18 protein-coding genes are annotated in these 19,677 nt (G+C 70.8%); 11 read left to right on the plus strand and 7 right to left on the minus strand.

What is annotated here, in order from left to right; all coding sequences use genetic code 11:
• Positions 1-31: 31 nt before the first annotated feature.
• Positions 32-1,645 (minus strand): ABC transporter substrate-binding protein, encoded by a 1,614-nt coding sequence (locus ABGB18_RS11655; RefSeq protein ID WP_347695456.1) that lies wholly within the window; start codon positions 1,643-1,645, stop codon positions 32-34.
• A 277-nt stretch (positions 1,646-1,922) separates the two neighbouring features.
• On the opposite strand from ABGB18_RS11655, the gene ABGB18_RS11660 reads away from it, so the two are divergent.
• From ABGB18_RS11660 to ABGB18_RS11685, 6 genes are all read left to right on the plus strand, one after another.
• Positions 1,923-4,076, plus strand: a complete 2,154-nt coding sequence (locus ABGB18_RS11660) for an amidase family protein (protein ID WP_347695457.1) — start codon at positions 1,923-1,925, stop codon at positions 4,074-4,076.
• A gap of 40 nt (positions 4,077-4,116) precedes the next feature.
• Complete coding sequence (locus tag ABGB18_RS11665) at positions 4,117-5,157, plus strand: alcohol dehydrogenase catalytic domain-containing protein (RefSeq protein ID WP_347695458.1); 1,041 nt, start codon at positions 4,117-4,119, stop codon at positions 5,155-5,157.
• 219 nt (positions 5,158-5,376) lie between these two features.
• Positions 5,377-5,847, plus strand: a complete 471-nt coding sequence (locus tag ABGB18_RS11670; protein WP_347695459.1) for a formate dehydrogenase subunit gamma — start codon at positions 5,377-5,379, stop codon at positions 5,845-5,847.
• Positions 5,844-7,391, plus strand: a complete 1,548-nt coding sequence (locus tag ABGB18_RS11675; protein WP_347695460.1) for an NADH-quinone oxidoreductase subunit NuoF — start codon at positions 5,844-5,846, stop codon at positions 7,389-7,391. Before ABGB18_RS11670 ends, ABGB18_RS11675 begins: the two co-directional genes overlap by 4 nt.
• Positions 7,388-10,168 (plus strand): formate dehydrogenase subunit alpha, encoded by a 2,781-nt coding sequence (gene fdhF / locus ABGB18_RS11680; protein WP_347695461.1) that lies wholly within the window; start codon positions 7,388-7,390, stop codon positions 10,166-10,168. Before ABGB18_RS11675 ends, fdhF begins: the two co-directional genes overlap by 4 nt.
• 4 nt (positions 10,169-10,172) lie before the next feature.
• The gene (locus ABGB18_RS11685; protein WP_347695462.1) at positions 10,173-10,406 is read left to right on the plus strand and encodes a formate dehydrogenase subunit delta; all 234 of its coding nucleotides are present in this window, start codon (positions 10,173-10,175) and stop codon (positions 10,404-10,406) included.
• Between the two features lie 46 nt (positions 10,407-10,452).
• On the opposite strand, the gene ABGB18_RS11690 is transcribed toward ABGB18_RS11685, so the two are convergent.
• Positions 10,453-10,851, minus strand: coding sequence for a MerR family transcriptional regulator (locus ABGB18_RS11690; RefSeq protein ID WP_347695463.1), 399 nt, complete (start codon positions 10,849-10,851; stop codon positions 10,453-10,455).
• A 27-nt stretch (positions 10,852-10,878) separates the two neighbouring features.
• Between ABGB18_RS11690 and ABGB18_RS11695 the strand changes: the two genes are divergently transcribed.
• The 4 genes from ABGB18_RS11695 (at position 10,879) to ABGB18_RS11710 (ending at position 13,723) form a co-directional block, all read left to right on the plus strand.
• A complete protein-coding gene (locus ABGB18_RS11695; protein ID WP_347695464.1) occupies positions 10,879-11,631 on the plus strand; it encodes an MBL fold metallo-hydrolase in 753 nt (250 codons plus the stop codon).
• Between the two features lie 202 nt (positions 11,632-11,833).
• Positions 11,834-12,043, plus strand: a complete 210-nt coding sequence (locus ABGB18_RS11700) for a hypothetical protein (protein ID WP_347695465.1) — start codon at positions 11,834-11,836, stop codon at positions 12,041-12,043.
• A 115-nt stretch (positions 12,044-12,158) separates the two neighbouring features.
• A complete protein-coding gene (locus ABGB18_RS11705; protein ID WP_347695466.1) occupies positions 12,159-13,040 on the plus strand; it encodes a helix-turn-helix transcriptional regulator in 882 nt (293 codons plus the stop codon).
• 176 nt (positions 13,041-13,216) lie between these two features.
• A complete protein-coding gene (locus tag ABGB18_RS11710; protein WP_347695467.1) occupies positions 13,217-13,723 on the plus strand; it encodes a luciferase family protein in 507 nt (168 codons plus the stop codon).
• Positions 13,724-13,785: 62 nt separating this feature from the next.
• Here the strand turns inward: ABGB18_RS11710 and ABGB18_RS11715 are convergent, their stop codons facing one another.
• The 4 genes from ABGB18_RS11715 to ABGB18_RS11730 are packed head-to-tail and all read right to left on the minus strand — an operon-like array spanning position 13,786 to position 18,181.
• Complete coding sequence (locus tag ABGB18_RS11715; protein WP_347695468.1) at positions 13,786-15,423, minus strand: AMP-binding protein; 1,638 nt, start codon at positions 15,421-15,423, stop codon at positions 13,786-13,788.
• A 43-nt stretch (positions 15,424-15,466) separates the two neighbouring features.
• A complete protein-coding gene (locus ABGB18_RS11720; RefSeq protein WP_347695469.1) occupies positions 15,467-16,609 on the minus strand; it encodes an ATP-binding cassette domain-containing protein in 1,143 nt (380 codons plus the stop codon).
• A complete protein-coding gene (locus ABGB18_RS11725; protein WP_347695470.1) occupies positions 16,606-17,307 on the minus strand; it encodes an ABC transporter permease in 702 nt (233 codons plus the stop codon). Before ABGB18_RS11725 ends, ABGB18_RS11720 begins: the two co-directional genes overlap by 4 nt.
• 22 nt (positions 17,308-17,329) lie before the next feature.
• On the minus strand, positions 17,330-18,181 hold the full coding sequence (locus tag ABGB18_RS11730) for a substrate-binding domain-containing protein (protein WP_347695471.1): 852 nt from the start codon (positions 18,179-18,181) through the stop codon (positions 17,330-17,332).
• Positions 18,182-18,236: 55 nt separating this feature from the next.
• Between ABGB18_RS11730 and ABGB18_RS11735 the strand changes: the two genes are divergently transcribed.
• Positions 18,237-19,151 (plus strand): substrate-binding domain-containing protein, encoded by a 915-nt coding sequence (locus tag ABGB18_RS11735; protein ID WP_347695472.1) that lies wholly within the window; start codon positions 18,237-18,239, stop codon positions 19,149-19,151.
• On the opposite strand, the gene ABGB18_RS11740 is transcribed toward ABGB18_RS11735, so the two are convergent.
• Positions 19,135-19,662: a hypothetical protein gene (locus ABGB18_RS11740; RefSeq protein WP_347695473.1), complete on the minus strand. Its 528-nt coding sequence runs from the start codon at positions 19,660-19,662 to the stop codon at positions 19,135-19,137. The two genes, ABGB18_RS11735 and ABGB18_RS11740, sit on opposite strands and share 17 nt — an antisense overlap.
• Positions 19,663-19,677: the final 15 nt, after the last annotated feature.

A 19,677-nucleotide genomic window follows, 5' to 3' on the forward strand; every position in this document is an offset into this window, starting at 1 on the left:
TGCTCCGTGTGTGCGGTCGGCCTGTCCGGGGTCAGAGCGAGACGTCTTCCATGTGGTAGGAGCCGGTGGGCAGGACCTTGAAGCCCTGCACCTTGGAGCTCTGGGAGTAGGGGAACGGCGTGTAGAAGAGGAAGGCGAGGAAGGCCGAGTCGGCCGCCTGCTTCTGGATCTCGGTGTAGAGCTCCTGCCGCTTGGTCTTGTCGAACTCCTTCTGGGCGTCGTGAACCAGCTTGATCAGGTCCTTGTTGTCGTAGCCGGTGTTGAAGGAGTGGCCGCCGGAGGTCGGGTCGAGGGCGTACTGCACCAGTTCGTCGGGGTCGGCGAGGTCCATCGTCCAGTAGGAGTGGGCGATCTCGTACTGCAGCTTGGTGGTCAGGTCGTGCTGCGCGCTCGCGTCGACGTTCTGGATGGTCATGGTGATGCCGAGCTCCTTCAGCGACGCCTGGAGCACCTGGGCGATGGCCGAGTCGACCGCGTCGCCGGACATCGCGAGGAAGGTGGTCTTGAACCCGTCGGGGACGCTCGACAGCTTCATCTCGGCGCGGGCCTTGTCCATGTCGTACTGCAGGCCCGGGGTGTTCTTGTCGTAGTAGGGGGCCGAGGGCATCATGAACGAGTTCGCCACGGTGCCGTTGCCGAACAGGATGTTCTTGACCAGCGCCGCGCGGTCGATCGCGAGGGAGATGGCCCGGCGCACGTGCACGTCCGCGTACGGCGTCTTCTTCTGGTTCATCAGGATGTAGTCGGTCCTGGTGGACGGGAAGAGATCGACCTTGACGTTGGGCGTGTTCTTGAGCTGCGCGAGGCTGGAGAACGGCGGGGCCTCGTTGATGTGCGCCTGGCCGCCCTGCAGCTGGATCGCGCGGGCGTTGTCGTCGGGGACGACCTTCCAGGTGACCGAGTCGAGCGCGGGCTTGCCCTGCTGCCAGTACGACGGGTTCTTCTTCAGCCGGAGGGAGTCGCCCTTCTTCCAGGTGTCCCACATGAAGGCGCCGGTGCCGATCGGGGCGGCGTAGAACTCCTGCGACGACTTCCCGGCGTAGTCCTTGGGGATGACGCCGTTGTTCGGGCAGCTCAGGTCGGCCAGCAGCGGCGCCCACGGATACTTGGTGGTCACCACGACGGTGAGGTCGTCGGGGGTCGTGACCTCCTTGATCGCCGAGTTGATGAACTCCCAGCCGCCCTTGGTCTTGCTCGACTCGTCGATCGAGAACTTGACGTCGGCCGAGGTCATCGGCTGTCCGTTGTGGAACTTCACGCCGGACCTGAGCTTGAAGGTGCACGAGAGGTTGTCGTCGGACATCTCGTAGCTCTCGGCCAGCCACGGCTTGACGCCCTGGCCGTCGTCGGTCATCGCCACCAGGCACTCGAACATCTGCTGGTGGACCCAGATCGAGGCGTTGCTGAACACCGTCGTCTTGTCCATGCCCACCGCGTCGTTCGCGCGGACGATGACCAGGTCGCCTCCCTTCTTGGTGCCACCCGCCGAGCCCTGCGGCGTGGTCGAGCCGCAGGCGGCCAGCAGCGGCGCGGCGGAGAAGGCTCCGACGCCGAGTGCGCTCAACTGCAGCATGCGGCGCCGGCTGATCGCGGGGACCCGCAGGCCGGCCGGTACTTCTGAGGCTGAGGGGTTCAGGTCAGACATGGCTATCCTTCATGGGTTTCGCGGCGGCTGCAGCGGTCGCTGTATGGCAGAGCGGCCCCGGAGAGACCCGGGGCGGGATCCGATAGAAGGCGCTGACCGGTCGGGCCGCGAGGCATCTAGCGAAACTGTGTTTCGCAAAGGTTACGCAGGAAGCAGCTGTCATACGTAAGGTCGCCGTCCCGAACTCATCAGCAAATGCAGACTAGAGCATTCATATCCATTCAGGTAGTGTCCGACGGCAAAGGACCCAAGAACTACCAAATCAGGCGGCCCTCTGATGCAACTGACCATCATCGGAGCCGGCGCGATCGGCGGGACGATCGGCGCCCACATGATCCGCGCCGGCCACGACGTGCTGCTCTGCGACGCCGACCCGGCACACGTCGAGACGATCAACCGGGATGGGCTGTCCATCGAGGGACCGGTCGACAACTTCACCGTGGCGGCGCGCGCCGTCACGCCCGACGACCTGCCCGACCGCCTGCGGCACGTCGCGATCGCCGTCAAGAGCCACCACACCGCCGCGGCCGCCGAGCTCGTACGCGGCCGCCTCGACCCAGACGGCTACCTGGTCAGCTTCCAGAACGGCCTGACCGCCGACGCGCTCTCGGCCGTGGTCGGCCCGGACCGGCTGCTGGTGAGCTTCGTGAACTTCGGCGCCGACGTGCTCTCCCCCGGCCGGATCATGCAGGGCAACATCGGCACGTTCCGGGTCGGCGAGCCGACCGGCGGGGAGATCACGCCCCGGGTGCGCGAGCTCGTCGAGGCCCTCCCGTACGCCGAGGCCACCGGCAACATCATGGGCTTCCTGTGGGGCAAGGAGGCCTACGGCGCGATGCTGTACGCCGGCGCGGTCTCCGACCTGTCCATCGCCGACTCCCTCGAAGCGCCCGAGTGGCGGCCCCTCATGCTCGCCATCGCGCGGGAGGTGCTCGCGCAGGCGCCGGTCCGGCCCGAGGGGTTCGACGGTTTCGAGCCGGACGACCTGGAGGGCTCCCTGACCCGGCTGGTCGCCTTCAACCGCGCGAGCGCCAAGTCGCACAGCGGCATCTACCGCGACCTGATGGTCCGCAGGCGCAAGACCGAGGTCGACGACCTGCTGCACGACCTGGCGGGCCCGCTGACGACCTACGTCGGCGAGATCATCAAGGCGATCGAGCGGGGGGAGCGCACCTGCGAGGTGGCCAACCTCGAACTGCTGGCCGCGTACGAGCGGGCCGAGCGGCTCGGCCGCCCGCTGAACGCCGTCGTCGAGTTGTTCCACGCGCCGCTCAGGAAGCCGGGCGGCCCGCTGCACGGCGTGCAGGTCGCGGTCAAGGACCTCATCGACATCGCCGGGCACCCGCGTGGCAACGGCAACCCGCACGCCATGCGCGCCGAGCCGGCCACGGCCGACGCCCCGGTCGTCGAGGCGCTGCGCGCGGCCGGCGCCGACGTCTTCGCGGCCACCTCGCTCCTGGAGTACGCGGCGGGCGCGAACCACCCCGACGTGCCCGAGGCGATGAACCCCTTCAACCCCGCCCGGACCGCCGGCGGCTCCAGCGGCGGCTCGGCCGCGCTCGTCGGGGTCGGCGCCTGCGCGGTGGCGCTGGGCACCGACACCGGCGGCTCGATCCGCATCCCGGCCCACTACTGCGCGACCGTCGGGTTCAAGCCGAGCCACGGCGCGCTGCCGCTGGACGGCGTGGAGCCGCTCGCGCCCACCCTCGACCACGTCGGGCTGCTCGCGCGTGACGTCGCGACCACGACCACGGTCTTCTCGACGCTGACCGGCGGCGAGCCCGCCCCGGCCCCGGCGCCGGGCACCGCCGCGCTCCGCGTCGGGGTGGTGCCCGGCCAGCTCGACCGACCCGAGATGGAGCCGGACGTGGCCGCCGCGCTCCGCGCGTCGATCGACGCGCTCGCGGCCGCCGGCTGCTCGATCACCGAGGTGGACGGCTCGCCCTTCGCCGCGCTCGACAAGACCTTCTCCGGCATCCTGCTGTTCGAGGCCTGGCGGGCGCACGGCGCGCGGGCGAGCGCCGATCCCGGCCACTACGGCCCCGAGACGCTGCGGCTGCTGCGCGCGGGCGCCGAGGTGAGCGAGGACGACTACCGCGCGGCCATGGCGGAACGGGAGCGGCTGCTGCCCGCCGTCACCGAGGTCTACGCCGACATCGACGTGCTGCTGACCCCGGCGGCGCCCTTCGTCGCGCCGGTCACGACACCGCCGGTCGACACTCCCGAGGGCGCCGCCGAGGGCCTGTTCACCGCGGTCCACAATCTCACCGGCGCCCCGGCGCTGGTGCTGCCCTGCGGCTGGAGCGCCGACGGCCTGCCCATCGGGCTCCAGCTCTCCTCCGCGCGGGGCACCGACATGCGGTTGCTGGCCCTGGCCGGATATGTGGAGTCGGCGCTGGCCGTCGAGCCCCGCCCTCCCGCCCTCCACTGACCGGACCCAACCATCCCGCCACGAACAAAGGCAATTCCCCATGCGCGCCGCCCTTTTCCAGTCCGTCGGCAAAGTGATCGTCGACGACGTGCCCGATGCCTCATTGTCGGAGCCGACCGACGCCGTGGTACGCGTCGTGCGCGCCGCCGTCTGCGGCTCTGACCTGTGGTCCTACCGCGGGATCATCAACCGTGCCGAGGGGGCCCGGCAGGGCCACGAGTTCATCGGTGTCGTGGAGGAGGTGGGTGCCGAGGTCCGCACCGTACGGCCGGGCGATCTGGTCGTCGTGCCCTTCAAGTGGTCGGACAACACCTGCCCGGCCTGCCTCGACGGCGTCCAGACGTCGTGCGAGCGGGGCGGCACCTTCGGCGCGGCGGGCACCGACGGCGGCCAGGGCGAGGCGGTGCGGGTGCCGTGGGCGGACGGGACCCTGGTGACCGTGCCCGGCGACGCCGGCGAGTCGCTCTACCCGGCCCTCCTCGCGGCCACCGACGTGATGGGCACCGGCCTGCACGGGGCGGTGCTGGCCGGCGTCACCGCGGGCTCGACGGTGGCCGTCATCGGCGACGGGGCCGTCGGGCTGTGCGCGGTGCTGGGCGCCGGGGCCGTGCTCGGAGCCGAGCGCGTCATCCTGATGAGCCGGCACCAGGATCGCGCCGCGGTCGGCCGGCGGTTCGGGGCGACGGACGTCATCGCCGAGCGGGGCGAGGAGGGCATCGCGGCGGTACGCGAGCTCACCGGCGGCCTCGGCGTACGGCACGTGGTGGAGGCGGTCGGCACCCCCGAGTCGTGGTCCATGGCGGTCGGCATGGCCCGCGACGGCGGCTCGATCGGCGCCGTCGGCGTGCCGCACACCGCGCCCACGCTGCCGCTGTTCCAGCCGCTCGTGCACAACCTCAGCCTGAGCCTGGGGATCGCCCCCGTCCGCCGCTACCTCCCCGACCTGCTGTCGCGGATCACGGCCGGAACCCTCGACCCCGGCCCGGTCTTCGACAACGTCCTCCCGCTGGAGGAGGTCGACCGCGGCTACACCGCGATGGCCGCCCGCGAGTCGATCAAGACCATGCTCACCATGCCCTGACACCGGGGCGCCGGCTGCGCGGCCGGGGCGGCCGCGGCGGCCGCGCAGCCGGGCCTCGTTACGACGGCAGCGCAACAGTATGGTGTATACCGTAGCCCGTCATCCCTTTTGACCTGCGCTGATAGTCACAGCCTCTCAGCCGATCGAAGAGAACGATTGGACGCGCGCGCACACGATCAGTGATCGTGCAAGAGCGAGCCCCCAATCGAAAGGCTGGTCATGACGTCGCCAGCACCGTCTCTTGAAGATCGAGTACGCTCCGCCGTCGCGCGGCACCGCGACGACCGGGGTGCCCTGCTCCCGATCCTGCACAGTCTCATGGAGGATCTGGGCCATATCGATCCCGCGGCGATCCCCATCCTGGCGGACGAGCTGAACTTGTCGAGAGCCGACGTGCACGGCGTCGTCACCTTTTATCACGACTTCCGCCAGAGCGCGCCGGGCCGTACGACGGTCCGGATCTGCCGGGCGGAGGCATGCCAGGCGGTTGGGGCGGCCGGGCTGGTCGAGCGGGCGCGGAGCCGGCTCGGTGTCGGCCTCGGGGAGACCACGCCGGACGGGGCGGTCACCCTGGAACAGGTCTTCTGCCTCGGCAACTGCGCGATCGGCCCCTCCGTCCAGGTGGACGACCGGCTGTACGGCAGGGTGGGGCCGCGGGAGCTCGACCGCCTCCTGGAGGTCACCGCATGACTCAGGTGACCGTTTACGTCCCCCGCGACTCCGCCGCCCGTTCCGTCGGAGCCGACCAGGTCGCCGAGCGGATCGCCGCGGCGGCCGGCCCCGGGGCCCGCGTCGTACGCAACGGCTCCCGCGGCCTGCTGTGGCTGGAACCCCTGGTCGAGGTGGCGACGCCGACCGGCCGGGTGGCCTACGGCCCGGTGGCCCCGGACGACGTGGCGGACCTGCTGGCGGCGGGCCTGCTGGACGGTGCCGGGCACCGGCTGTGCCTCGGCCCGACCGAGGAGATCGCCTGGCTGCGCGACCAGACGCGGGTGACCTTCGCCCGGGTCGGCGTGATCGACCCGGTCTCCCCCGACGACTACGCCGCCCACGGCGGGCTCGCCGGGCTGCGGCGCGCGCTGTCCCTCGCCCCCGAGCAGGTGGTGGCCGAGGTCACCGACTCCGGGCTGCGGGGCCGCGGCGGCGCGGGCTTCCCCGCGGGCATCAAGTGGAAGACCGTGCTCGGCGCCGAGTCTGACCTGAAGTTCGTCTGCTGCAACGCCGACGAGGGCGACAGCGGCACCTTCGCCGACCGGATGCTGATGGAGGGCGACCCGTTCGCCCTCATCGAGGGCATGGCGATCGCCGCCTGGGCGGTCGGCGCGAGCGAGGGCTACATCTACATCCGCTCCGAGTATCCCGACGCCGTCGCCACGATGCGCGCGGCGATAGACGCCGCCTATGCGCAGGGCTGGCTCGGCAAGCGGGTCCTCGACCACGACTTCAGCTTCGACCTGTTCGTCCGGGTCGGCGGCGGAGCGTACATCTGCGGCGAGGAGACCTCCATGCTGGAGAGCCTGGAGGGCAAGCGCGGCATGGTACGCGCCAAACCGCCGATCCCCGCCCTGGAGGGCCTGTTCGGCAAGCCCACCGTGGTGAACAACGTGCTGACCCTCGGCTCGGTGCCGATGATCCTGGCCGACGGCGCGCAGGCCTTTGCCGACCTCGGGGTGGGCCGCTCGCGCGGCACCCAGGTCTTCCAGCTCGGCGGCAACATCGCCCGCGGCGGCATCGTGGAGACCGCCTTCGGCATCACCCTCGGCGAGCTGGTCGAGGGGTACGGCGGCGGCACCCGCTCGGGCCGGCCGGTCCGGGCCGTACAGGTCGGCGGGCCGCTCGGCGCCTACCTGCCGACGTCCCGGTTCGACCTGCCCATGGACTACGAGGCGTTCGCCGCGGCCGGCGCGATGGTGGGTCATGGTGGCGTGGTGGTGTTCGACGACACCGTGGACATGGCGGGGCAGGCCAGGTTCGCCATGGAGTTCTGCGCCGCCGAATCGTGCGGCAAGTGCACCCCGTGCCGGGTCGGCGCGGTGCGCGGGGTCGAGGTCATCGACCGCATCGTCGCGGGTGAGAACAGGAGCGCCAACCTGAAGCTCCTCAACGACCTGTGCCACCTGATGACCGAGGGGTCCCTCTGCGCGATGGGCGGCCTGACACCGATGCCGGTGCAGAGCGCGCTCACCCACTTCCCCGGAGATTTCGGCACCACGACGGAGGACGAACGGCGATGAGCCTGATCAAGGAGCAGGACTACGGCACTCCGGCGCGCTCGGGCGAGGCGACCGTGTCCGTGGAGATCGACGGCAAGCAGGTGCTGGTCCCGGAGGGGACCTCGGTGATGCGCGCCGCGGCCGAGTGCGGCATCGACATCCCGAAGCTGTGCGCCACCGACAACCTGGAGCCCTTCGGCTCGTGCCGCCTCTGCCTGGTCGACATCGACGGCCGCAAGGGCTCCCCGGCGTCGTGCACCACCCCGGTGGCCGAGGGGATGAAGGTACGCACCCAGACGCCCGAGCTCGCGGAGCTGCGCCGCGGCGTCATGGAGCTCTACATCTCCGACCACCCGCTGGACTGCCTGACCTGTCCCGCCAACGGCGACTGTGAGCTGCAGGACATGGCGGGCGTGGTCGGCCTGCGCGAGGTCCGCTACGGCTTCGACGGCGAGAACCACCTCGACCTGCCGACCGACAGCACCAACCCCTACTTCGACTTCGACGCGAGCAAGTGCATCGCCTGCTCGCGCTGCGTGCGCGCCTGTGGTGAGGTGCAGGGCACCTTCGCCCTGACGATCGAGGGCCGCGGGTTCGACTCGAAGATCGCGGCCGGCGCCGGTGGCACGTTCATGGACTCCGAGTGCGTCTCCTGCGGCGCCTGCGTACAGGCCTGCCCGACGTCCACGCTGCAGGAGCGGTCCGTGGTCGAGCTCGGCATGCCGACCCGCAGCGTCATCACCACCTGCGCCTACTGCGGCGTGGGCTGCTCGTTCAAGGCCGAGCTGCGGGGCGACGAGGTCGTCCGCATGGTGCCGTACAAGGACGGCAAGGCCAACGAGGGGCACTCCTGCGTCAAGGGCCGCTTCGCCTTCGGCTACGCCTCGCACCCGGACCGGCAGCTCAAGCCGATGCTGCGCGAGCGGATCACCGACCCCTGGCGCGAGGTGGCGTGGGAGGAGGCGATCGGCTACGTCGGCAGCCGAATGCTGGAGATCCAGTCCAGGTACGGCGCCGGCGCCATCGGCGGCATCAGCTCCTCCCGGTGCACCAACGAGGAGGTCTACGTCGTCCAGAAGATGGTGCGCGCCGCCTTCGGCAACAACAACGTCGACACCTGCGCCCGCGTCTGCCACTCGCCGACCGGCTACGGCCTGAAGCAGACGTACGGCACGTCGGCCGGCACCCAGGACTTCAAGTCCGTGGACAAGGCCGACGTCATCCTGATCATCGGGGCGAACCCGACCGACGCCCACCCGGTCTTCGGCTCGCGCATCAAGCGCCGGCTGCGCCAGGGCGCCAAGCTCATCGTCGCCGACCCGCGCCGGATCGACCTGGTACGCTCCCCGCACGTCCAGGCCGAGCACCACCTGCCGGTGCGGCCCGGCGCCAACGTGGCGCTGATCAACGCCATGTGCCACGTGGTCGTGACCGAGGGCCTGGTGGACCGGGAGTTCGTCGAGGAGCGCTGCGAGGACTTCGCCGAGTGGGAGCGGTTCATCTCCGCCCACGAGCACAGCCCCGAGGCCGTCGAGCCGATCACCGGCATCCCCGCGGCCGACGTGCGCGCCGCCACCCGCCTGTACGCGAGCGCGCCCAACGCCACCATCATGTACGGCCTCGGCGTCACCGAGCACAGCCAGGGCTCCACCATGGTGATGGGCATGGCCAACCTGGCCATGGCCACCGGCAACATCGGCCGCGAGGGCGTCGGGGTGAACCCGCTGCGCGGACAGAACAACGTGCAGGGCTCCTGCGACATGGGCTCCTTCCCGCACGAGCTGCCCGGCTACCGGCACATCGCCGACGACGTGGTGCGCGGCACCTTCGAGACGCTGTGGGGCCGGGTGCTGGACCCCGAGCCGGGCCTGCGCATCCCCAACATGTTCGACGCCGCGATCGACGGCACGTTCATGGGCCTGTTCGTACAGGGTGAGGACATCGTCCAGTCCGACCCGAACACCCGGCACGTCACCGCCGCCCTGTCGGCGATGGACCTGGTGGTGGTGCAGGACCTGTTCCTCAACGAGACCTCGAAGTACGCGCACGTCTTCCTGCCGGGCACCTCGTTCCTGGAGAAGAACGGCACGTTCACCAACGCCGAGCGCCGGATCAACCGGGTCCGCCCGGTGATGGCGCCGCGGACCGGCAAGCACGAGTGGGAGATCGTCTGCGAGATCGCGCAGGCGATGGGCTATCCGATGAAGTACGACGACTCCGCCCAGATCATGGACGAGATCGCGCTGACCACGCCTACCTTCGCGGGGGTGTCGTTCGACAAGCTCGACCAGGTCGGCAGCGTCCAGTGGCCGTGCAACGACGCGGCACCCGAGGGCACCCCGATCATGCACATCGACGGGTTCGTCCGCGGCCGGGGCCGGTTCGTGATGACCGACTACGTCCCGACCCAGGAACGCAGCACCCGCAAGTTCCCGCTGATCCTGACGACCGGGCGCATCCTGTCGCAGTACAACGTGGGCGCCCAGACCCGGCGTACCGGGAACACCGCCTGGCATCCGGAGGACCTGCTGGAGATGCACCCGCACGACGCCGAGGTACGCGGCATCCGCGACGGGGACACCGTGGCGCTGGCCAGCCGGGTCGGCGAGACCACCCTCCGGGTCAAGATCGCCGAGCGGATGCCGGTCGGGGTGGTCTACACGACCTTCCACCACCCGGTGACCGGCGCGAACGTCGTGACCACGGAGAACTCCGACTGGGCGACCAACTGCCCCGAGTACAAGGTGACCGCCGTCCAGGTGTCACTGAAGCACCCGACCCCGGCCTTGGCGAAGTGATCACGTGACCACGACGCAGACGCCCCCGCACATCCGCATGTCCAACGAGATCGCCGTGCAGTTCCACCGCCGCGACCCGGCCTGGGCCGCCGAGCAGATCGCCGCCCACATCCGCTCCTTCTGGGACCCCCGGATGCGGGCCAGGCTGCTCGCCGACGCGGCCGCCGCCGACGACCGCCTGGACCCCCTGGTCCTGGCCGCCGCCGCCCTGCTCCCCCCGGCGCCCGAGCACGCCTGACCACCGACGAGGCCCGTCACCACGCATCCGCTGGTGACGGGCCTCCTCACGCCGTGGGAATGCGAGCGGCGATCTGCTCTCTGGCGTGCTCGCACTCGGCGAAGCTGTACGGGCAGGCGAGCGCGTGCTCGATCAGATCCCTGGCCGCCCGGGCCCGGGAAATACGCCGTTCCAACTCCTGTACGTGGTGGCGCAGCAGATCCCGGTGCTCCATCGGATTGGCGCCCGACAGCAGCACGCGTAACTCCCGCAACGTGAAACCGGCCTCTTTGCCCATCAGAATCAGCGCCACCCGTTCGAGATCGGCCCGCCCATATGCGCGCCGGCCGCCCGTACGCCGCGCCGGTTCCAGCAGACCCATGCTTTCCCAATGGCGCAACACGTGCGCCGCCAGGCCGAACCGCTCGGCCAATTCGCCGATGGCGAGTTCCTCGCTTGACTTCATGCGTACATTAACCGGCACCGTGGCGGCATGATCAAGCCAATCATCGCGGTCACGCGCGTGGTCAACTCCTGCGTCCTGCTGGAATTGGGCGGCCACGCCGTCCTCACCGACCCCTGGTTCACCGAGCGGTGGTGGCTGCGCCGAGGAGAGCCGCTGGGCCTGCGGGTTCCGGATCTTCCTCCGCTCAGCGCCATCGTCGTCACCAACCTGGCCACCAACCATTGGGACCTGCGCGCGCTGCGCCACCTGCCGGCCAAGGACCTCACCCCGCTGTACGTGCCCACCCGAGGCATGGCCCGCCGGGCCCGCGCCCTGGGATTCCATCGGGCGGAACGCCTGACGTGGGGACAGACCCGCGACATAGCACCCGGCCTGTCGATGCGGGTCGTTCCGTCCGGGCGGACCCTGGTGTGGCCCAACAACGCCTACGTCTTCACGGCGGCGGGCGGCCGGGTCTTCTTCGGCGGGGAGATGGGCGAGGTCGCGCCGCTGGAGCGGTACCGGTCCGAGCACCCGCACGTGGACCTGGCCCTGCTGCCCGTGAACGGGCTGCGCCCGCTGTTCGGCCCCCGCCTGGTGATGGGGCCGGGCGAGGCCGTCGCCGGCTCGTCCGCTCTCGGCGCCGGCGTCCTGATCCCGGTCCACGACGCCCACGGGCACGACCCGCTGTCCCGCCTGTTCCGCACCTCCGGCACCGCCTCGGACGCCGTGGCACTCGCGGGACCGGACCTGCGGGTGCTGGACCTGCCGACGGGCGAACGCTGGGAACTCCCGGGCTGACCAGTCGACGGGCTCCGCCGCCGACCCGGCGCAACGCCTCTCAGGGGACGGCCCCCGCACGAAGGTCACACCGATCAGGTCGCCGTCCTTTTCATACTCCTCGATGAACCAGGCATCGCTCGTATCGGCCCCTCATTCTTGGCTGGACAGGCCACGGGCGGCGGCCATTCCTTCGGAAGGGGCCATTGGCTACCGTCTCAATATGACCCTCTACTGCTATATCTGCCTGGGCCAGAAGCAGGCCGGCGAGGCGTACACGATCATTCGGGGGTTCGCATTCTGCTTCGATCACGCCCAGCAGATCATGGCCGACAAGAGGACGGGACATCCCGCTCTCGACGACTCGTCGTTCCGCAGGGATCTGCGCAGACTCATCGAATTCGGCCGGACCGACAGGGCCGGCGAGCGGTGACCGGCACGCCGTTCACCATTACCTACGACGACCGCGGCCGTCCCGTGGCGCTCGTCCAGGGGTGCCTCGGCGCTGGGAGCGGCAATACCACCACCGATGCCGGAAAATGGACATCATGACCACGACACCAGGGGCCGGGCTGGGCGCGATGATCCGAACGTGGCGGAATCGGCTGCCCCCGTCGGCCGCGGCGCTGCCGGTGAGCGGGGCCCGCCGGGCGGCCGGGCTGCGCCGCGAGGAGCTCGCCGAGCTCGCCGGCGTGTCGGTCGACTACGTCGTACGCCTGGAGCAGGGGCGGGCCACGACGCCCTCGGAGCAGGTGGTGGCGTCCCTGGCCCGCGCCCTGCAACTGTCCACCGCCGAGCGGGATCACCTGTACCGGCTGGCCCACCTCGTCCCGCCGGCCGACGACGCGATTCCGGGCCATGTCCCGCCCGGCGTTCAGCGGGTGCTCACCCGGCTCGGGGATGTCGCGGTCGCCGTGTTCGCGGCCGACTGGCAGCTGATCTGGTGGAACCGCGGCTGGGCCGCGCTGCTGGGCGATCCCTCCGCGGCGCCGCCGCGGCTGCGTAACTTCGCCCGTGAGCGGTTCCCGGTCGGCGCGGGTGCCGCTCGCCTCTCGCTCTGGCCCGTGATCGAGCGGGACAGCGACGCCACCGACGCCGCCGTCGTGTCCGACCTGCGCCGCGCCACCGGCCGCTTCCCGCACGACAGGGGCCTGGCGGAGCTGATCCGCGAGCTGAACGCGGGCAACCGGCGGTTCGCCGAGCTGTGGGCGACCGGTACGGTGGCCACTCACCGCGAGGACAGGAAGACGATCCAGCACCCTTCGGTGGGCCCGGTCACGGTGGACTGCGATGTGCTGGCCGACGGTGGCTCCGAGCTCAAGATCGTGATCATGACCGCCGCGCCCGACAGCCCCGACGAGTCCAAGCTACGACTCGCCGCGATCACCGGCCCTCCGGCCACCGCGAACAGCATGCACCCGCGCCAGTAGGCGGGTCGATCACCGGACGGCTCGCGGCGACGGCTTGAGCGCCTCGTCCACGCCGTCCCGGCGCACGCATTCGACTTGAATCGCAGCATACGCCCGGACCGTTCCATAGACGGCCGGATAACGGTTGGGAAACGGCAGGTAGCGCAACAGGCTCCTTGACGACCAGCATGGACTATGTGACGCGGCGTGCACCCGCCGTGCGGGGGCCGGCACACCCGTACGCGGTCCAAGCGATCAATTCGCTACGTTCCTGGCCGGCGCTCTCCTCCACCCAGCACGAGGGCGGCATCACGTTCACCGCCGAAGGCCACAAGGTCGTGCGATTCAACGGCCACGGCACCGCTTACCTGCACCTCACCCCGCCGGTGATCGAACGGCTGAGCAACACGCTGGCCAGGACCGTTCATCTGGGCACCGACGTGGAGCCGGGATGGGTGGTCATCCGCATCGAGGACTCCGTGGATCTCGCCGCCCTCCTGGCCCTGGTCAGTGTGGCCATCAAAGCGAACACGTCCGGCGCTCTCGACGGGTCCCCCATCGCGGGACAGGGCCGGGAGGGCCGCACCCGCCTGCCCGCCGAGGCCGACGGGCAGGCCCGGGAGCGGCCCCGGCCCCAGACCGAGACCGGGACCAGGGCCGAGACCGAGATCAGGTCCAACGCCGGGACCGACGCCGGACGGTGAGCCCTCAAGGGCTTCACCGTCCGGCTCCGACGCGCCGGTGTCCCAGGCGTTGGTCCGGTGTCTCAGGCGTTGGTGATGTCGGCCGCGTCGTGCAGGCCGAGGAGGTCGACGGCCTTCTCGCGCATCTCCACCTTGCGGATCTTGCCGGTGACGGTCATCGGGAAGCCGTCCACCACGTGCACGTAACGGGGGATCTTGTAGTGGGCCAGCCGCCCGGCGCAGAACCCCCTGACCACCTCGGCGGTCAGCGGCGTGGCGCCGGGACGCATCACGATCCAGGCCATCAGCTCCTCACCGTACTTGGCGTCGGGGACACCGATGACCTGCACGTCGGCGATGTCGGAATGGGTGTAGAGAAACTCCTCGATCTCGCGCGGGTAGATGTTCTCGCCACCACGGATGACCATGTCCTTGATCCGGCCGACGATGTTGACGTACCCCTCGTCGTCCATCGTGGCCAGGTCGCCGGTGTGCATCCAGCGGGCCGCGTCGATGGCCTCGGCGGTCTTGTCCGGCTCGTCCCAGTAGCCGAGCATCACCGAGTAGCCGCGGGTGCACAGCTCGCCCGGCTCGCCACGGCGTACCGGCAGGCCGGTCTCGGGGGCGACCAGCTTCACCTCGATGTGCGGCATGACCCGGCCGACGGTCTCGGTACGGCGCTCCAGGCCGTCGTCGCGGCGGGTCATCGTGGACACCGGGGAGGTCTCGGTCATGCCGTAGCAGATCGCCACCTCGCTCATGTGCATCTCACCGACGACCCGCTTCATCACCTCGACCGGGCAGGGTGACCCGGCCATGATCCCGGTACGCAGGCTGGACAGGTCGAACGTGGCGAAGTCCGGGTGGTCCAACTCGGCGATGAACATGGTGGGCACGCCGTACAGGGAGGTGCACCGCTCCGCCTGGACGGCCCGCAGCGTGGCCTCGGGGTCGAACCCCGGCGCCGGAAGGACGACGCACGCGCCGTGCGAGGTCGCCCCCAGGTTGCCCATCACCATGCCGAAGCAGTGATAGAGCGGCACCGCCAGGCAGACCCGGTCGGCCTCGGTGTAGCCCACGCCCTCGCCGACGAAGTAGCCGTTGTTGAGGATGTTGTGGTGCGACAGGGTCGCGCCCTTGGGGAAGCCGGTGGTGCCGGAGGTGTACTGGATGTTGATCGGATCGTCGAAGGCCAGCGTCGCCGCCCGTTCGCGCAGCGCGGCGGGGTCACCCTGGCGCCCGCTCGCCACCAGCTCGTCCCAGCCGGGCTCGCCGATGAAGACGACGTCCTTGAACCCGATCTCGGCGATCATGGCGCTGTAGTCGCTGGTGCGGTGGGAGACGGCGCTGATCAGCAGCCGCATCCCGGACTGGCGGACGACATAGTCCAGCTCGTGGCCGCGGTAGGCCGGATTGACATTGACCAGGATCGCGCCGATCTTCGCGGTGGCGTACTGCGTGAGCACCCATTCGGCGCAGTTGGGCGCCCAGATGCCCACCCGGTCTCCCTTGGCGATGTCCCTGGCCAGCAGGCCCAGCGCCACCTCGTTGACCGCGGCGTCGAACTCCGCGTACGTCCAGCGCCGGCCGGTGGCCACCTCGACCAGCGCTTCACGGTCACCGTACGTGGCCACCGTACGTTCCAGGTTCTCCCCGATCGTCTCGCCCAGCAGGGGCACGGCCGAGACGCCGGAGGCATAGGAGAGCTGCGAGTCACCCATGCCCTCAGCATCCGACATACCTGGGGCGAGGTGCCAGCCCTGTTCAGGCAGAGTCGGAAAATAGTCCCGCGCCGCCGGGCGGGCCGTTACCGTCAGGGGTGGCCAGCGGCCGCGCGTGCCGGATCCCGACGCGGACCTCGCTGCCGGTCGGGGGCAGCTCCGTGGCGAGCAGGTCGCCGGGGTGCAGGCAGGTCAGCGGGCCGGCGGCGGTGTCGACATCGATACGGGTGGCGATGCCGAGAGCGACGGTCCGGCGCAGCGTTCCGGTCACCGACTCGGCCTGGCCGGCGGGGGCGGCGGGCGGGTCGAGAAGGAGCCGGGTGTGCTCGGGCCGCGCCACGAGGCTGTGCCTCCGGCCGGTGAGAGCCGGCGGCAGGAGGTTGGTGTAGCCGAGCAGCCGGGCCGTGTCGGCGTCACTGGGGTGGTCCAGCACCTCGGCGGTCGGGCCGTGCTGGCGGATCCGGCCGGCGATCAGCAGCGCGGTGTCCTCAGCCAGGGCGAGGGCCTCCTGCCGGTCGTGGGTGACCAGGATCGTGGCGGTGGGCTGCCCGGTCAGCGCGGCGCGCAGGTCGGCGAGCAGGTCGGCGCGGGTGGTGCTGTCCAGGCCGCTGAACGGCTCGTCGAGCAGCAGTACGCGGGGCCCGACCGCGAGCGCGCGGGTGATGCTGACCCGCTGGGCCTCGCCGATGGACAGGCTGCGGGCGTCCCGGTCGGCGAGCGGGCCGAGGCCGAGCGCCTCGATCCACGGCCATGCGCGGGCACGTGCCTCGCGGCGGCCGACCCCGCGGAAGCGCAGGCCGCTGATCACGTTGGCGGCCACCGTGCCGCGGCGCAGGATCGGCCGCTGCAGCACGGCCGCGAGCGCGTCGCGCATCAGCGGGCGCGTCGCGGGGCGGCCGTCGAGCAGGATCTGCCCGCTGACCCGGTGACCGCTGAGCAGGCCCAGGGCGCGCAGCAGGGTGGACTTGCCGGCGCCGTTGGGTCCGAGCACCGCCAGCGTACGTCCCGACGCCACGTGCAACTCCGGCACGCTGAGCAGCTCCCGGCCACCGGCGCGCACGCACAGGTCCCGACACCCGATCCCAGCACCGCTGACCCCGTCACCACTCACCCCGTCACCACTCACCCCGCCGCCGCTCACCCTGGCACCGCTCACCCCGCCACCACTCATCTCGCCGCCGCTCATCCCGCCGCCGTCCGTCGCTGCTGGATGAGGGTCAGCGCCAGGTTCACGCCGAACGCGATCAGCAACAGGATCAGACCGAACGCGATCGCGAGCGAGAACTGCCCCCGGCTGGTGGCCAGCACCGCGGCCGTGGTCAGCACCCGGGTCTGTCCGGCCAGGTTGCCTCCGACCATCTGCGCGGCCCCGACTTCACTCACCACCGAGCCGAACGCGGCCATCGCCCCGGCCAGCAGCGGCAACCTGGCCTCGCCCAGCAGCGCCGCGAACGCCCGTACCGGTGTGGCCCCCACCGCCTGCATCTGGACCCGGAAGTCGGGATCGACCTGTTGCAGCGCGGCCGCGACCAGGGCGACCACGATCGGGGTGGCGATCGCGGCCTGGGCGACGACCATCGCGGTCGGGGTGTAGAGCAGCCCGAGCCCGCCCAGCGGCCCGCTGCGCCACAGCAGCACGGTGACGAACAGGCCCACCACCACCGGCGGCAGGCCCATCCCCGTGTTGGCCGCCGCCAGCACGACCCGCCGGCCCGGGAAGCGCGCCAGCGCCACGATCGCGCCCAGCGGCAATCCCAGCAGCAGGGCGAACGCGGTCGCGGTCAGCGAGACCCGCAGGGTCAGCGCGATGATCGACCAGCTCTCCTGGTCGCCGGAGAGCAACAGACCGATCGCGTCCGCCAGCCCGTCGAACAGCACGTCCATGAAGCGATCTTTCCGGCCGTGCTCACTGGCCCAGTTCGGCTTCGTCCGCGCCGGCGTCCGGGGTGAACAGCGGCCGGCCGAACTTCGCCTTCCCGAACTCGCCGATGAGCCGCTGCGCGGGCGCGGCGACGATCCAGTCGGCGAACGCCTTCGCGCCGTCGGTCCGCACCCGGTCGCCGGCCTTCTTGGTCATCTCGATGACGTGATAGACGTTCAGCAGCCCCGGATCGCCCTCGCTGAGCACCTCCAGCCCCAGGGTGCCGCGCTGGGTGAGGTAGGTGGCCCGGTCCGACAGGGTGTAGGCGGCCTTCTCACTGGCGACCCGGAGTGTCTCGCCCATGCCCTGCCCGGTGGACTGGTACCAGGATCCGCCCGGGGTCACCGCGGCCGTGGACCAGAGATCCTTCTCCTTGGCATGCGTGCCCGACTCGTCACCCCGGGAGACGAACACCGCCTGTGCGGCCGCGATCTTCTTCATCGCCTCCGGACTGCTGGTACCCCGGATCTTGGCGGTGTCAGCCTCCGGACCGAGCAGGACGAAGTCGTTGTGCATCACCAGCCGCCGGGGGCCGGCGTCGCCCTCGGCCACGAACTTCTCCTCGGCCGCGGGGGAATGCACCAGGAGCACGTCGGCCTCCCCGCGACGGCCCAGCTCCAGGGCCTGCCCGCTGCCGACCGCCAGTGTCTTGACCTGCCAGCCGCTCTCGCGGGTGAACGCCGGCAGCAGCTCATCGAGCAGCCCGCTGTCCTGGGTGCTGGTCGTGGTGGCCAGGATCAGCGACTTGTCCGCCGAGGAAGGAGTGGTGGTGGTCCCGCAGCCGACCAGTAGGGCCGTCGCGACCCACGCCAGACCGACCAAGAGCCTGCTTTTCATGACTGTGGCCCTATCTGCACTACTTCAGAGTGGTACAAGGGTAAATTACGCAACCGTGACCCGATATCGGGAAATTTGCAACGATCTCGCGCACCAGGTGAGCGCGGGCACCCTCCACCCGGGGGACGAGCTGCCGGGCATCCGCGATCTCGCCCGGCAGTGGCAGACCACCGCCTCGACCGTCAGCCGCGCGCAGCGCCGGCTGGCCGACGCCGGGCTGCTGGAGCTGGCCGACCGCCGCCGGGCCCGCGTAGCCCCGGGCGCGGCGCTCGCCGCCCGGCGGTTCCTGCACGCGGACTCGGTCTTCACCCTGGCCGGCAGTGACGATCCCGCGCTCGACCTACTCGCCGGCGCGCTGGACGGGAAGCTGAGAATCGTCACCCGCGAGGGCAGCCTCGCCGGTCTCGGCGCGGTACGCCAGGGCCGCGCCGACGGCGCCGCGATCCACCTGCTGCACCACACGGGGGCCTACAACGCGCCCTTCGCCCTCGGCATGCTCCGGGGCCTGGAACCGCACCTGATCCACCTCTGGCGGCGCCAGCAGGGGCTGATCGTGCTGCCGGGCAACCCCCATCGCATCACCGGCATCGCCGACCTGGCCAAGCGCCGGGTCTCCGTCCGGCGCCCCGGCACCGGAACCCGGGTCCTCCTGGACCGGCTGCTCCTGGCCGCCGGTCACGACCCCGACGACCTACGGGGCCCGCAGGTCGGCACCCACCTCGAGGTCGCCCTGGCCGTCGCCACCGGCACCGTCGACGCCGGCCTCGGAGTCCGCTCGGCGGCAACCGACCTGGGCCTCGAATTCATCCCCCTGACCTGGGAGGACTTCGACATCGGGGTGGTCGGCCACGCCCTCGACCCGGCCGCCCACCTCATCGCCGCCCTGCACACGCCGGCCCTGCGCGACAGGATCTCCTCTCTGGGCGGCTACGACACCACCAGATCCGGCGACGTCACGAAGCTCTCCTAGAAGCCGCGCCGGCGGCGGTCCCTCGGGATGCGGGTTCCTCCCGCCAGATGAGGAACGGCAGGACGGCCAGGGCCAGGCCGAGGACGAACAGGAGGCCGACCGCCAGCCCGCCGACCGCGGGTGAGCCGAGATTCAGCAGGTTGGGAAACCCTTCGAACGTGCCGCCGGGCACCCGGTTGTCCGCCCAGGTGCGGTAGATGTGCGGTACGGGTTCGATGGTGAGGTGCGCCCAGAGCACGAGCGCCAGCGGCGCGAGCCCGGCGACGATCCGGTAGACCTTGTTCCCGACGAAGAACATGGACAGCAGGACAGGATAGATCAACAGACTGTAGGTGAACGGGGTGACGATGCCGGCGCCGGGCACGTGCGTGTCGCCCCGGATCGGCCAGCCGCTGTGATCCCAGCGCAATGCGTGGTCGACGTGGTGGATCAGGCCCAGGGCGATGACCGCCAGCAGATATCTGTTCACGAATCTGCGGCTCACCTGGAGCTGCTTGATCTCGCTTGCCATGGTTTCTCTTTCCCG

This window comes from Nonomuraea sp. B12E4, from assembly GCF_039871825.1.
Taxonomy (GTDB): domain Bacteria; phylum Actinomycetota; class Actinomycetes; order Streptosporangiales; family Streptosporangiaceae; genus Nonomuraea.